The organism is Stappia stellulata DSM 5886 (genome assembly GCF_000423705.1).
Lineage (GTDB): Bacteria > Pseudomonadota > Alphaproteobacteria > Rhizobiales > Stappiaceae > Stappia > Stappia stellulata.
The window spans coordinates 452,738-465,652 of sequence record NZ_KE384083.1 but is presented as its reverse complement, the minus strand read 5'-3'; the positions used below and the strand labels follow the sequence as shown (position 1 = coordinate 465,652).

12 protein-coding genes are annotated in these 12,915 nt (G+C 66.2%); 7 read left to right on the top strand and 5 right to left on the bottom strand.

The window, feature by feature from the left end; all coding sequences use genetic code 11:
- Positions 1 to 123 precede the first annotated feature (123 nt).
- Both G572_RS25645 and G572_RS0119260 read right to left on the bottom strand, forming a co-directional pair.
- A complete protein-coding gene (locus tag G572_RS25645; RefSeq protein WP_169391341.1) occupies positions 124 to 2,274 on the bottom strand; it encodes an inverse autotransporter beta domain-containing protein in 2,151 nt (716 codons plus the stop codon).
- A gap of 346 nt (positions 2,275 to 2,620) precedes the next feature.
- Positions 2,621 to 4,174, bottom strand: a complete 1,554-nt coding sequence (locus G572_RS0119260; RefSeq protein ID WP_029059871.1) for a helicase HerA-like domain-containing protein — start codon at positions 4,172 to 4,174, stop codon at positions 2,621 to 2,623.
- 156 nt (positions 4,175 to 4,330) lie between these two features.
- On the opposite strand from G572_RS0119260, the gene G572_RS0119255 reads away from it, so the two are divergent.
- From G572_RS0119255 to G572_RS24755, 5 genes are all read left to right on the top strand, one after another.
- Positions 4,331 to 4,714: a DUF2267 domain-containing protein gene (locus G572_RS0119255; protein WP_029059870.1), complete on the top strand. Its 384-nt coding sequence runs from the start codon at positions 4,331 to 4,333 to the stop codon at positions 4,712 to 4,714.
- A 53-nt stretch (positions 4,715 to 4,767) separates the two neighbouring features.
- The gene (locus tag G572_RS0119250) at positions 4,768 to 5,175 is read left to right on the top strand and encodes a DUF4332 domain-containing protein (RefSeq protein ID WP_029059869.1); all 408 of its coding nucleotides are present in this window, start codon (positions 4,768 to 4,770) and stop codon (positions 5,173 to 5,175) included.
- Between the two features lie 320 nt (positions 5,176 to 5,495).
- On the top strand, positions 5,496 to 6,095 hold the full coding sequence (locus G572_RS0119245; RefSeq protein ID WP_029059868.1) for a superoxide dismutase: 600 nt from the start codon (positions 5,496 to 5,498) through the stop codon (positions 6,093 to 6,095).
- Between the two features lie 257 nt (positions 6,096 to 6,352).
- Complete coding sequence (locus tag G572_RS0119240) at positions 6,353 to 6,787, top strand: antitoxin Xre/MbcA/ParS toxin-binding domain-containing protein (protein WP_169391340.1); 435 nt, start codon at positions 6,353 to 6,355, stop codon at positions 6,785 to 6,787.
- A gap of 154 nt (positions 6,788 to 6,941) precedes the next feature.
- The gene (locus tag G572_RS24755; RefSeq protein ID WP_051242759.1) at positions 6,942 to 7,400 is read left to right on the top strand and encodes an RES family NAD+ phosphorylase; all 459 of its coding nucleotides are present in this window, start codon (positions 6,942 to 6,944) and stop codon (positions 7,398 to 7,400) included.
- A 50-nt stretch (positions 7,401 to 7,450) separates the two neighbouring features.
- Here the strand turns inward: G572_RS24755 and G572_RS0119230 are convergent, their stop codons facing one another.
- Positions 7,451 to 7,828, bottom strand: a complete 378-nt coding sequence (locus G572_RS0119230) for a hypothetical protein (protein WP_156884740.1) — start codon at positions 7,826 to 7,828, stop codon at positions 7,451 to 7,453.
- A gap of 314 nt (positions 7,829 to 8,142) precedes the next feature.
- On the opposite strand from G572_RS0119230, the gene G572_RS0119225 reads away from it, so the two are divergent.
- Both G572_RS0119225 and G572_RS0119215 read left to right on the top strand, forming a co-directional pair.
- Positions 8,143 to 8,352, top strand: a complete 210-nt coding sequence (locus G572_RS0119225; RefSeq protein WP_029059865.1) for a YgaP family membrane protein — start codon at positions 8,143 to 8,145, stop codon at positions 8,350 to 8,352.
- Positions 8,353 to 8,562: 210 nt separating this feature from the next.
- Positions 8,563 to 9,357, top strand: a complete 795-nt coding sequence (locus tag G572_RS0119215; RefSeq protein ID WP_037547683.1) for a GNAT family N-acetyltransferase — start codon at positions 8,563 to 8,565, stop codon at positions 9,355 to 9,357.
- A 17-nt stretch (positions 9,358 to 9,374) separates the two neighbouring features.
- Here the strand turns inward: G572_RS0119215 and G572_RS0119210 are convergent, their stop codons facing one another.
- Both G572_RS0119210 and G572_RS24750 read right to left on the bottom strand, forming a co-directional pair.
- Entirely contained in the window at positions 9,375 to 9,896 is a 522-nt protein-coding gene (locus G572_RS0119210; RefSeq protein WP_029059863.1) for a DUF3833 family protein, read from the bottom strand.
- A 389-nt stretch (positions 9,897 to 10,285) separates the two neighbouring features.
- The gene (locus tag G572_RS24750) at positions 10,286 to 12,880 is read right to left on the bottom strand and encodes an SH3 domain-containing protein (RefSeq protein ID WP_037547474.1); all 2,595 of its coding nucleotides are present in this window, start codon (positions 12,878 to 12,880) and stop codon (positions 10,286 to 10,288) included.
- Positions 12,881 to 12,915 lie beyond the last annotated feature (35 nt).

The window sequence follows — 12,915 nt, the reverse complement described above, 5'->3', positions numbered from 1 at the left end:
GAGCCGAGTAAGTAGACTGCGGACTGCTGCATTGCCGGTTTGGATCTAATCCACCTTTTAAAAGCACCGACAGCCGGCGGGAGGGTTTGCTCCGCCGGCCGTTTTCGGGATGTGCGTTCTCGTCTAGAAGTTCGCGACGGGGGCGCAGGTGGTTGCGACGTCTGCGGGGGCGAGGGTTGCGCCGTTGATGGCGAACGTGCCGCCGCCCGGTTGCGTCAGCGTTGTCGGCATGTAGGGCGAGCGGCCGCAGGGCGCAGGCGTTCCCGTGACGGCGATGGTGCCCGTGAGGTTTGCAAAATCGCCCATCACCCAGAAGCCGGCACGCCCCGCGCCGTCGATTGAAACGGTGTCGAAGGCGATGTTGTCCGACGGGTTGAGCGTCTGCATGAGCTGGATGCCGATGATGTCCACATCGGAAATTGTGATGTCGCGGAAACTGGAATCGCGCACGCCCATGATCATCATGCCGCTGTTGCTGGCGCCGGAAATCGTCAGCTTGTCGAAGTCGTAGCCGGTGTTCGAGTCCGCCCCGACGATGATCGAGCCGTCGCCGCTGTAGGCGGAGATGTTGATGCCGCTGCGCTTGCCGATGTTGGGCAGCGCGCCCAGGCCGGAGAGCGTCGAGTTGCGGTAGGCGATGTCGCCCGACGCGACGAAGGCGGCGCCGTCGGCCGTCGTCTGCGCAACGTTCACCCGGTCGAGCGTCGCGCCATGCACATAATGGAAGACGAAGCCTTCCTTGGCGGTGTTGGAGATGTCGATATCGCTCAGCGTCAGGTCCTGCGAGACATTGGCGAAGAGGCCCATGCCCACCCGGTCGGCGGAGACCGCCTTCATCGTCACGTCGCTTGCCCGGTTGAGGCGCACGCCGACGCCGCGCAGGGTCGCCGTCGGATCGAAGTTGCTGAAGCCGTCGGCCCCGTCGAAATTGATGTCGGAAAGCGCGACGCGCGCAATCGAAAGCCCGGTGCCGTTCTCGAAGTTGATGCCCGCGCCGGCGACGCCGGAAATCGAAAGATCCGCCAGCGCCACCCGGTCGGCGCCGTCGGAGGTGACCGCGTGCCGTCCGCCGGTGAGGCTCAGGCCGGTGAGCCTTGTGTCGTCGGCCATCGCGAAAAGGTCGCGCGACGCATCGGTTCCGCGCAGCCTTGTGTCGCCGACGCGCATCACCCGGCCGGTGAGCGGATTGCGGACATTGAACGCACCGGCGACGCGCTGGTTGGCGGTGAGGCGGATGGTGTCGTCGATGGCGATTTCGCTGCCCGATCCGTTGATGAACACCTGCCGGCTGCTGCCGGCCGCGTCGATCTGCCGCGCGAGGTCGCCGTCGGCCGGATCGATGATCTCCAGGTTGTCGAGCGCGGTGCCGGTCGCCGCGTCGATGCCGGTCACGGCCTGGCCGAAGGCGCCGGCCTGGGCGACGATGTCGACATCGCGGGTGACGGTTTCGGTCATGCGTTTCTGCAGCGGGGTGAGGCGGGAACGGCCGTCGGTGTCGTCGACGCGCTGCAGCGGCAGCCGCAGCCGCGCGCCGAGGAACCCTTGCGACCCGCGCGGCTCGTCATACTGGTATTCGGCGATCAGGCTGACCCGGCTTCCCGCGAACAGGACATCGTCGACCCGGTATTCTGCGCGCATGCGCGGGCCCCAGACCGTGTCGGCCTTGTCCTCCCAGAAAGCGTAGCCGCCGCCATGGAGCCAGAGCGCGTCGCTGCCGTCGCCCAAGAGGCTGAGGCCGGTCAGGACGCTGGCTTCCGCGTCGACGCCGTGCATCGCGCGTTCCTCGCCGCCGCGCACGGTGATCGAGGCGTCGCCGACGCTCGCACTGTCATGGGAGGCGGCCTGATGCACGGTCTTGCCGAACGGCAGATAGACATTCGCGCGCAGGCCGAGGCGTTCGGTCATGGCTTCCGCGCCGAGGGTCACTTGCGTGAAATGGTTGTTGAGCCGCGAGCGGCGGTAGTCGAGGAACCCGTAGGCGCCGACGATCCAGCGGTTGTCGATGATCTGGCGGATGCCGAGACCGGCGTTGACCTCCTGCGATCCGGGCGAGCCGAAACTGCCGCGAATGTCGGTGTAGATCAGCCGGTCGAAGGTCTGGAACAGGGGCACGAAGAGCGTCGTCTCGCCGACATCCGTCTTCGTGCCGACCTTGCCGCCAATCTCCAGATGCGGCCCCCAAAGGGGCGCGTCCCCGGCGAGCGCGGGGAGCGAGGGGGCAAGCGTGGCGCAGAGTGCGGTGGCGCAGAGCAATAGGGTGCGATTGTGGGTCATGGCGTGCCGGTCGGCGCCGGACATGCGCGTGCCGCAGCGGGCACAGCTCCGCCGTGGCGCGGTGCCCGCGCGCGGTCTCTCCTTGATGTCGAGGAAGCGGACCGGGCCTTGCGGGAGAGCTGGGTCGGGTGCCGCGGATGGTTTGCCGCCGGCCGTCGGGCCGGGGACGATGGCCTTGGCATAAGGAGCAATTAAACCGGAGTCAAATACTCAAGATTAGATGCGCAGATTTTCCCGGCGCGGGCGAAGGCGCCGCTGCGTCGCCGCTACGGCAGCTTTCGAAGCAGGCGTCTTCGTTCCGACGATCCGGTGAACTCGGTCAGGCGCTCACAGGGGAATCGCGGCTTCAAAATCCCCGTTTCAGCGACCCCATGATGCCGCGCACCAGCGCGCGGCCAAGCGCGGAGCCGAGCGAGCGGGCGACGGATTTCGCCGCCGTTTCCACGACGCTGTCGCTGCGCGAGCGGCGCGTGCGTGTCTTGCGCCGCGTCTTCGGCCGGTCGTCGCGACCGAAATCGGGAAGCTCGAAGCCCGAGCGCGAGCGGCGCGGTTCGCCGCGCCGGCGCTCCTCGTCGGCTTCGCGTTCCAGCTGGCGCGCCTCCATCCGGGCGGCCTCTTCGGCCCGGCGCTTCAGCACCTCGAAGGCGGAATCGCGGTCCTCGATGCGCTCGTAGATCCCGGCAAGCGGGCTTGCCGCGACGATCTCGCGGCGCTCGTCGTCGTCGAGCGGTCCGAGGCGCGAGGAGGGCGGGCGGACCAGCGTGCGCTGGACGACCGACGGCACGCCCTTCTTCTCCAGCGTGGAGACCAGCGCCTCGCCGACGCCGAGCTCCATGATCACCTGTTCGGTGTCGAGATCGGGGTTCGGGCGGAAGGTCTCGGCCGCCGCGCGCACGGCCTTTTGCTCGCGCGGGGTGAAGGCCCTGAGCGCGTGCTGCACCCGGTTGCCGAGCTGGGCGAGCACCTCATCCGGCACGTCGAGCGGGTTCTGGGTGACGAAATAGACGCCGACCCCCTTGGAGCGGATCAGCCGCACCACCTGTTCCACCTTCTCGATCAGCGCCTTGGGCGCCTCGTCGAACAGGAGGTGTGCCTCGTCGAAGAAGAACACGAGCTTCGGCCTGTCCGGATCGCCCACCTCCGGCAGTTCCTCGAAGAGCTCCGACAAGAGCCAGAGCAGGAAGGTGGCATAGAGACGGGGCGAGCTCATCAGCTTGTCGGCGGCGAGCACGGAAACGATGCCGCGCCCGTCGCGGGTGGTGCGCATCATGTCGCGGATGTCGAGCGCCGGTTCGCCGAAGAAGGCCTCGCCGCCCTGGCGGTCGAGCACGAGGAGCTGGCGCTGGATCGCACCGACGGAGGCCTTGGAGACATTGCCGTAGACCCGCGACAGTTCGGAGGAGCGCTCCGCCACATGGGCGAGCAGCGACTGCAGGTCCTTCAGGTCGAGCAGCAGCAGGCCCTCGTCGTCGGCCAGTTCGAAGGCGACGTTGAGGACGCCCTCCTGCGTGGCGTTGAGATCGAGCAGGCGCGCCAAGAGCAGCGGCCCCATCTCCGACACGGTGGTGCGGATCGGATGGCCCTTCTTTCCAAAGAGATCCCAGAAGAGGGTGGGGAAGGCTTCGTAGATGTAGTCTTGCGCGAAGCCGATCTGGTCGGCGCGCCTTTCCAGAAAGTCCTTCTCGACGCCTGCGGCGGCGATGCCGGACAGGTCGCCTTTCACGTCGGCGCAAAAGACCGGGACCCCGGCATTGGAAAAGCCTTCGGCGAGGATCTGAAGCGAGACCGTCTTGCCGGTCCCGGTCGCGCCCGTGATCAGCCCATGCCGGTTGGCAAGCTTGAGGTGAAGATATTCCGCCTTCGTGGAACCGCCGATGAAGATCCTGTCGTCTGCAAGCACCCGCCCGTCTCCCGCTTTGCCTGTCCCGCACCCGACGGCATCCTGTTGCTCTCCGGCGTCATGTAACCTGCACGATGCGCGCTGTATAGCGGTTGTCGTCGGGGGAACAGTGGTGTCAGATACGAACAGGTTCGATTTTTGATTCTGGAGGGGTACATGGAAGAGCTTGTTGGCCGGATCGCTCAGGCTGCCGGCATTGGCGAGGACGTTGCCCGCCAGGCGGTCAAGATCATCCTCAATTTTCTCAATCGCGAAGGGCCGTCCGATCAGGTCCAGAAAATTCTCGGCGCCTTGCCGGGCGCGCAGGACGTCATCGAGACCGAGGGCGGCGGCAGCGGCTTTCTCGGCGGCCTTGGCGGCATGCTCGGCGGCGGCATGGGCGCGATGGCGGCGCTCAACGAACTTACAAGCGCTGGGCTCGACATGAGCCAGGTGCAGAGCGTCACGCGGGAGCTGATGGCGACTGCGCGCGAGCATGTCGGCGCCGAGACCGTCGACGAAGTGGTCAATTCCATTCCCGGGCTCAATCAGGTTCTGTAGCGCGGGTGTCATGCAGTTCGGCCGATGAGGGCCGCCCAAAGGGGGAGATGCAGATGTCGTATTCCATTGACGAGATTGAAGGGATCGGTCCGGTCTATGCCGAAAAGCTGCAGGCGGCCGGCATCCGCACGACCGAGGCCTATCTGGACCGCGCCAAGGACCCCAAGGGTCGCAAGGCCCTTGCCGACGAGACGGGCATCGAGGCTGCGCGTATCCTGAAGTGGGCCAACATGGCCGACCTGATGCGCATCAGCGGTGTCGGCGAGGAATACTCGGAGCTTCTCGAAGCCGCCGGTGTCGACACCGTCAAGGAGCTGAAGCACCGAAACGCCGCCAACCTCGCCGCCAAGATGAAAGAGGTGAACGAGGACAAGAAGCTCGTGCGCCAGGTGCCAGGCGAGGCCTCGGTCGAAAAATGGGTCGAGCAGGCGAAGGCGCTGGCGCCGATGATGACCTATTGATCCACGGCTTTCGTGCCGGGACGATTGACGGAGCGTGATCTGCGGATTGCGGCCGGTTGTCGGTATGGCTCCACGGGTTTTTACCGATGAGACGTTGCCGATTGCCGGTCGCGTCCCTATTTTGCCTTGTGTGACAAGCGCTAACCGCGTCCTGCGCCGGATGGCACGGGGCGGCGGGGCCGCGCTGTGTCACGGAGCGGCGCATGTTGGCGCAGCTTCTTTCTTAGAACATCCGGCCGGACCGTTTCGGGCGGACCGCTCTCGCGGTCGCCGCGGTTTGGCCAAACGCCGTTTGGCGCCCCCATTTGGAGGATGAATTCATGGCTTTCGAACTTCCCGATCTTCCCTACGCTTATGACGCGCTCGGGCCCTACATGTCTGCGGAAACGCTTGAGTATCACCACGACAAGCACCACCAGGCCTATGTCACCAACGGCAACAATCTGCTGAAGGATTCCGGTCTCGAGGGCAAATCGCTGGAAGAGGTCGTCAAGGAAAGCTTCGGCAAGAACGCCGGCCTGTTCAACAATGCCGGCCAGCATTTCAACCACTTGCATTTCTGGAACTGGATGAAGCCGAACGGCGGCGGCACGTCGCTTCCCGGCGGTCTGGCGGCCAAGATCGATGCCGATCTCGGCGGCTACGACAAGTTCCGCTCCGATTTCATCGCCGCCGGCACGACGCAGTTCGGCTCCGGCTGGGCGTGGCTTGCGATGAAGGACGGCAAGCTCGTCATCATGAAGACCCCGAACGGCGAGAACCCGCTCGTTCATGGCGCCACGCCGCTGCTCGGCGTCGACGTGTGGGAGCACTCCTATTACATCGACTACCGCAACGCGCGTCCGAAGTATCTGGAAGCCTTCGTCGACAACCTGGTCAACTGGGACTACGTCGACGAGCTGTTCCAGGCCGCGTCCTGATACCGGTTCGACCCCATCCGGCTCCGGCCGGACAGGAGAAGGGCGGGCGATTTCATCGCCCGCCTTTTTTGTTGAGCTCTTGTTTTGCCCCGGATTGCGATGAGAGGCGAGGGTGGAGGCTGCGCGGTTTGCCTTGCTGTCGTCGTTAACCTTTTGTTAACTTTTTGGGCGCTGAGTCTGATTTGGTGGGACTTTGAGGGGCGATCGCCGTCCGAGCCAAGGCTTGGCGGTCATGAAGGACGATGGACAGCAACATCATGACGTCTGCCCAGCTCAACGCGCAACCCGATAAGCTGATCGCCGAACTCGAGCAGCTTCATCGCAAGGCCGAGACCCTCGCGATTTCCTCGCCGGTGGACTTCCACGTCGAGCGGCGTCTGCTGGACGTTCTGGCGGAGATGGGGGTCGAGGACGCGGAAATCGACCGCGTGGTGTTTCCGAGCGGACGCCCCGCCGAAGTTCGCACGGCGGCGCAACTGTCGGCCGAGCACTCCGACCGAGCCGTCCGGTTCGCGCGGATCGTGAAATTCGCCGAGCAGGTTTTCGACAATCACCGCAAGGCGTTTCTCTGGCTGCGGACTCCGAGCCAGGCCCTGATGGGGCAGGCCCCGATTGCCTGTATCGGCACGGAAACCGGCGCAAAGGCGGTGGAAGAACTGCTGTCGCGCATCGATTTCGGCATGGCGGCCTGACGCTGCATCCCTGAACGCTCGCATTCCGGGCTGTTCGGCCGGCGCCGCGGTCTGGCGCCCCTGACGTCAAATCATCTGGCCATCGACACCCGGGCGTGTATGATTCTCGCAGGTCCGTGGCATGCGTGTCGCGTTCGCGTGGGGGTGATCGGACATGCTGCTGTGGCGGCTTTCCAATTACGAGGATCTGAGCGGCCGTGGCGGTCTGATCGCATCCGGGCGCTGGCACAACCGCGGGCGTGCCGTCGTCTACTGCGCCGAAAGTCTGGATCTTGCCCGCATCGAGGTGGAGCAGGGGCTCGGACTGCCCGCGTTCCTGTGGCCCGACAGCTACCGCCTGCTCCGCGTCTCCGTTCCCGGGCCGACCAAGGTCGAGCAACTGGAGCCGGAGGATCTGCCGGGAGACTGGCGTGACGACATCCTCGCCACGCGCCGGATCGGCGATGCCTGGCTGCGGTTAAACCGGGCAGCCCTTCTGCGGGTTCCCTCCGCCCGGGCCGACGGGTTTAACTACCTCGTCAATCCGACGCACCGTCAGGCCGACTTTCTGGAAATCGAGCGGGTCTTCACCCTGGAGGAAATGCTTGCCGGAGAGGTCGGGGAGACGAATTAGACACGCCGCCCCGTCGGGGACGCCCGGTCTCGCCGGGCTCCCGTGCCGCCTTACGCGCCGAGACGGCACTCGCGGGTGAAGGTCTGCAGCAGGAAGCCGGAGATATAGTTCAGGAACGCCTGGCATTCCGCCTGGGTCTGGAAGCAGCCCTCGCGCGAATACGGACGGGTCTTGAAGTCGACCTGCTTGCGCCCGCCGACAAGGCCGCGCCAGACGTTGGCGGCACCGTATTGCGCCGTCATCGTGCGGCAGTCATAGCGGCTGCCGTAGGTCTGGGGCACATAGTCGTCGTTGTAGGTCGGGGTGAAAAGCGCGGTCTCGATAATGCCGCCGCCGCCGGCGACATTGCCCGATGGGCTGCAGGCGGCGAGCGCGAGGCTTGCGGCGAGCACGGCAGCGGTCGCGCTTTTGGAAATGCAAATGGTCATCGTGGCCTCTTTGGTCAACGGGGCGACCATATCCCGACCGGTCGCGTCCTGTCGCGGAAAAATGCAGCGCTGCAACAGGGTTTTTCGGTGGTTGGTTTCCGGTTTGCTTCCGTTTTCGGCGGTGCCGGTCTCGATCTCCGCCTTTGCCGGTCTCCCGGTGGAGGCCCTGCTGCTGCGGCGTCCTGTCGCCGGCCTACGTAAAGCAACGCGGTTGCCGGGGACGTCTGTTGTTATTATGTTCATATTATTGAAACAAGAGGACCCGCGACCTGCGGCCCTCTCCCGCGCATGGCGGGCAACGTGGAGACTGCATCATGGCCATTGTCACCACCAACGTCGGCAGCGCCGACCGCATTGCGCGCATCGTCATCGGCCTTGCGCTGCTTGCCTTTGCCCTCTTTGGGCCCGCCGACATCTCCTGGAAATGGGTCGGCTGGATCGGCGTCATGCCGCTCGTGACGGCGTTCTTGAAATGGTGTCCGGCCTATACGCTTTTCGGAATTCGCACCTGCAAGGCCGACTGAGACGGGGTCTTGCGCGCGGCGGGCATGAGGCGGGCCTGTACGGTCGGACAGAGCCACGGTCGAAGCAATGCCGACTTTCGCGAAGGCCGGGGGTGGACGGGATCTCCGGCCTGTTTGCGTTTGCGCTTTGGCCTGCGACCGGCGCCATGATCGCCACGCGGTCCGGTTTCATCTAGGCTGTTGGGATCGCAACGGCAGGTGGGGGCGGCATTGGCCGGATATTTCGGATCGGACAGTCAGAAGCGCCTGCAGGCCCTTGCCGAGGCCGGCGCCGACGAGATCGCGGCCACTGCGGGCCTGTGTCAGGCCGGCCGCACCATGGGCTGCGACGATCCCGATGCGCTCGGGCCAGAGCGGATCGGGGCCTGTCTCGAGCGCGACGGAATTTGCGGTTTTCGCCTGATTACGCCCGACCAGGCCGCGCGCCTGCGCGCGTGGCTGGAAACGCGCGGCTTTCGTCTCGACACCTGGAACGTCTATCTGGCGGACCGTGAGACGACGCTTGCCGCCTGTCTTCCGATCCTCGACGGCGGCCTGCCGGACGGGCTTTGCGAACTCGACGCCCCCCTGTCGCCGGAGGGCGATGCGACGCGGCGCATTCAGGCCATGATGTCGGCGGCCGGCGTGGTGCCGTTTTCCGGCTCCATGCTGAGCGGCGATGTCGGTCCGGCGATCACCGTTGCGCTTGCGGACGGGGCAGGCACCATCGCCGCAAGCGCCCACGCCTATCTCCCCCACAATGCCGCGAGCCGGCACCGGAGCCATGCCTGGGGCGGTCTTGTCGCGGTGGATCCGGCCCATCGCGGCAAGGGTCTGGGACGTCTCGTCAATGCGTTGATGGCGGTCAGGGCGTTTCGCGAACTCGGTGCGAGCCACATCTACGAGCTGGTCTCCGCGTCCAACGAGGTGTCGCGACGCATGGTCGAGGCCTGCGGCCTGCGCCACGCGCCGGAACTCGTCTGCGGCCTGGCGACGCGCGAGGCGGCGGCCCGCTTCACGCGCTGACGCGATCGCCGGTTCGACTACTTCTTGAACGTCAGGTCGACGGTGCCGATCACCAGCCCGTATTTCATCACGTCGGCGGTGTTGCGCAGCGTGCGACGGTCGACCAGCGTTAGCGTGTCGAAGAAGCGCACGGCGACAGGCCCGTCCTCCGTCTCCACATTGGCGGCATAGTTGAACTTGATCTGCGGACCGCCGGTGGTGATCGTCACCGGGTTGAGCACGTCGGAGCGCGTGCCGATGTAGCGGTTTTCCGCCACCTTCTGGAAGAACCAGACCTTTGTGTCGCGCTCACCGTCGTCATACTGGAAGTCCTCGCGCAGGCGCAGCGTGAAGGTCCTGGGGTTCCAGGTGCCATGTGTCACGACCCGGAACTCGCGCCGCACCCCGGCGATACCGCTTTCGAACACGCCGGTGCCGACGGCACGGCCGCGAAAATAATCCTCAAGCACCAGCGGCTTGGAGGCGGCGAGCGCTGTCGGTGCTGCAAGCGTCGCGATGCTGAGCACGATGGCGGCGAAAACGCGGGGAATGGAAAGCATGGCAATCCTCTGATTGTTGTTCAGGGTCTGCCATGCCTTACGCGTTTGCGGGCGGCCCGGATCGGGGCCGCGCGTCACTCGGCGACGCTCACCCGGCGCAACCGGAAGAAAGTGTCCGGCCTCTGCACCTGCGAAACCTTGCTGTTCGATCCCCACAGCAGCGGCGGGACATGGCGCGGAACATGGGCTGTTTCGCCCTGAACGGTCAGGGCGAAATCCTCCGGCATCGCCTGACGCGCGCGGCCGGGTCGATTTCGCGTGGCACCTGCCGCAGCGGCGTGTCGACACGAACGCTTGAATAGCCGCCGAAACCCCAGCGCCCGGGGTGCTTTTCGCGCGAGTTCGACGGGAGAGGTCGGATGTGTCTCGTTGGTCGAACCGGGCGTGTTTTATCTGCGTCGGCGCCCGCCACCGCCGCCGGGGCGCCCGCCACCGCCACGCTGGACCTGACGGTTGCCGGCGGGACGCCCGGCGCCCCGGTTGGGCTGGCTGTAGGCGCGACGCTGCATGGTCCGCTGATTGCCTGTCTGCCGGTTGCCATGATCGCGCCGGACCTGCGCCGGGACTTGTCGGGTCGTCGGCCGGGTCGTCGGTCGCGTGTTCGGCCGCGTCGCGGGCCTTTGCGCTGCGCCCGGTCTTTGCGTTCCGGCGGGTCTCTGCGTGACGGCGGGGCGCTGTGTGCCTGCGGGCCGGTTGACCTTCCGGTCGCGCGTGGCCGGGCGGTTTGCCCGGTCGCCAATGGGGCGGTTGGTGCCGGCGGCGGGGCGCGTCGCGGGGGTGCGTCCCTTGAGACTGTTTCCCAGGGTGTCGCGCGCGGGCGCGGACACCGGCGACCAGCCGCCATCCCATTTCTGCCAGCCGCCACCGGTGTTGCGATAGACGTTGCCGTCCCGCCCGGCATAGACGTTGCCGCGCCGGCTTGCCGCGAACCCTTGTCCGTTGGAGCTGTTCCAGCGCACGCCCTTGCCGCCTGCCGCACCTGCCGCGCCCTTGACCCGGAGATAGTCGGAGCCGCGCGCGACGGAGGCCGAGCCCCAGGATCCGTAGACGCCGGTTCCCCCGCGCGCCGCGGCGCGGGTGCCGGTCACCGGATTATAGGCCGTGACGAAGCCTCTCGTTCCGGCCGGTCCGTAGGCGCGGGCGCCACGGACGTAGGCGCCGGTCGCCGGGTTCCAGACGGTGCGTGCCGAAATGCCGCGATAGGGACCATAGGCGTATCCGTAGCGGCCATAGGTGCCATAGGCGGGATTGTAGTAGGCGCCGATGCCGAATGTGACCGGGCGCGGGTAGTAGATCGGCAACGCGCCATAGCGCCAGTAAGGCCGATAGGACCAGCCCGTTCCGTAGACGATGGCGCCCCAGGCCAGATAGCCCCACAGATAGCCGGAAGTGTAGCCATACCAGACCGCGTCCGGTTCGCTCTCGTAGACGCGGACATAGGTGACATTATGCACCGGCGAGGAGGCCGGGATCGTGTAGATTTCGTCCGGCACTGCGCGCGCCAGCTCCCAGGGGCCGTCCGGCGACGGGCTCATGAACCAGACGCCGTCCTGCACGGCGTAGTAGGTGTCGCCGACCCGGATCACCTGCGCGTCGGTGTTCGCCGCGTAGCTGAGTGTCGTGCCCTCGATCGCCTGGAAGTCGGGCGCGCCGTCGTAGGCGATCTCCGGCTTGATCTTGCCCGCCTCGACGCGGGCGGTCTCGGGGATCGAGGCCCGCAGCCGCGCTTCATTGGCTTCCGAGGTTCCCGGCACGGATGCGCGGACCGTGTAATAGGGCTTGTCGTCCGGGATGTTGCGGAAATCGTCCGGCAGGTCCGGCGTCGCGAAGACCCACGGCCCGTCCAGGGTCGGAGCGCTGAACCAGCGCCCCGAAACCAGATAGTACCAGCTGCCGGTCGATGTCAGCTTGAAGAGGTCGGCTTCTGTGTTTTCCACCCACTCCAGTCCCGTTCCGGGCACGGTCTGCAGCTTTGCCGGGCCATTGAACAGGATCAGTTCGGCAGGCACGTCGCTTGTGAGGATCCGCGGCACGGCGCCCTTGAACGGCTTGGCCGGGATCGCCTTTCGGGCGTTCTCCCAGTTGCCGTCGTCGGGGAGGGCGGCAAGCGCATCGGGCAAGGTGTCGACAGCGCTCCAGTCGCCATCGAGGGCGGCGGCCGTCAGCCAGGCGTCCTCGCTGCGCAGATAAAGCGTGTCGTCGGTGCGAAACAGATCCCAATTCGTGTTGATCACGAACTCCACGCCGGCGGCGCCCTTGACCGGGGCAAACACGGCCTCTCCGTCCGTTTGCAGCAGCCGAGCCGGTGTTTCGGAGACGAAGACTTTTGGCGGATCCGCCTTCAGGCCCTCGACATCCGCGAGTTGCTGATAGGCGGCGAGGCTGGCGGTGACGCGCTCCTCGCGCAGGACGATGGGGTCGCTCGGCAACAAGCCGCCGATCTCGACGGCGAGCCTGGTCAGGTCTTGGCGCCCCAACGCAGCGAAATCGAGCGAGGTGACCTCGATATTGCTGAGCGTGACGGTTCCGGCCGCCTTGTCGCTTGTCGTCTGCGCGGCCACGCCCAGAACGCCGAAAATCGGCGGCGCGACCTCTGTCTTGCGATACTCCGCCGCAATCACCGCCTCGATCCGGGCAAACTCCGTCCAGCTGCTGAATTGCGGTTCATAGAGCACGACGAACGCCTCGTCGCTGCCGAGCTTGAAGGCGCGGGGCCAGCCCGGCACGTCTTTCGGCTCGGCCTCTGTCAGGTATTTTCCGCTGACGAAGCCCTCGCGCCCGTCATGGGCTATGCCGCACCAGGTGCCGGATTCGTTGCAGTCCAGCAGCTCGACCTGCGTTCCGGAGGGCAGCGTGCCCAGCGACCCGAAGCTTGTGCCCGGGCCCTCGCGAAAATTCACGTTCGCCGTGGTGAGAGCCGGCGCGCCGAACCCCGGCGTCGCCAGCAGGATGAGGATCAGGAATGAACTGACGAGTTTGCGCATGAGACCTCCGGCGGCCGGGACGACGGCACATCCGG

What these genes read in the sequence shown, in the direction of transcription:
- G572_RS0119250 (WP_029059869.1), top strand. Translation starts at nt 4,768, where the DNA reads ATGTCGTATTCCATTGACGAGATTGAAGGGATCGGTCCGGTCTATGCC.
- G572_RS0119245 (WP_029059868.1), top strand. Translation starts at nt 5,496, where the DNA reads ATGGCTTTCGAACTTCCCGATCTTCCCTACGCTTATGACGCGCTCGGG.
- G572_RS0119255 (WP_029059870.1), top strand. Translation starts at nt 4,331, where the DNA reads ATGGAAGAGCTTGTTGGCCGGATCGCTCAGGCTGCCGGCATTGGCGAG.
- G572_RS24755 (WP_051242759.1), top strand. Translation starts at nt 6,942, where the DNA reads ATGCTGCTGTGGCGGCTTTCCAATTACGAGGATCTGAGCGGCCGTGGC.
- G572_RS0119230 (WP_156884740.1), bottom strand. Translation starts at nt 7,828, where the DNA reads ATGACCATTTGCATTTCCAAAAGCGCGACCGCTGCCGTGCTCGCCGCA.
- G572_RS0119225 (WP_029059865.1), top strand. Translation starts at nt 8,143, where the DNA reads ATGGCCATTGTCACCACCAACGTCGGCAGCGCCGACCGCATTGCGCGC.
- G572_RS0119210 (WP_029059863.1), bottom strand. Translation starts at nt 9,896, where the DNA reads ATGCTTTCCATTCCCCGCGTTTTCGCCGCCATCGTGCTCAGCATCGCG.
- G572_RS25645 (WP_169391341.1), bottom strand. Translation starts at nt 2,274, where the DNA reads ATGACCCACAATCGCACCCTATTGCTCTGCGCCACCGCACTCTGCGCC.
- G572_RS24750 (WP_037547474.1), bottom strand. Translation starts at nt 12,880, where the DNA reads ATGCGCAAACTCGTCAGTTCATTCCTGATCCTCATCCTGCTGGCGACG.
- G572_RS0119240 (WP_169391340.1), top strand. Translation starts at nt 6,353, where the DNA reads ATGACGTCTGCCCAGCTCAACGCGCAACCCGATAAGCTGATCGCCGAA.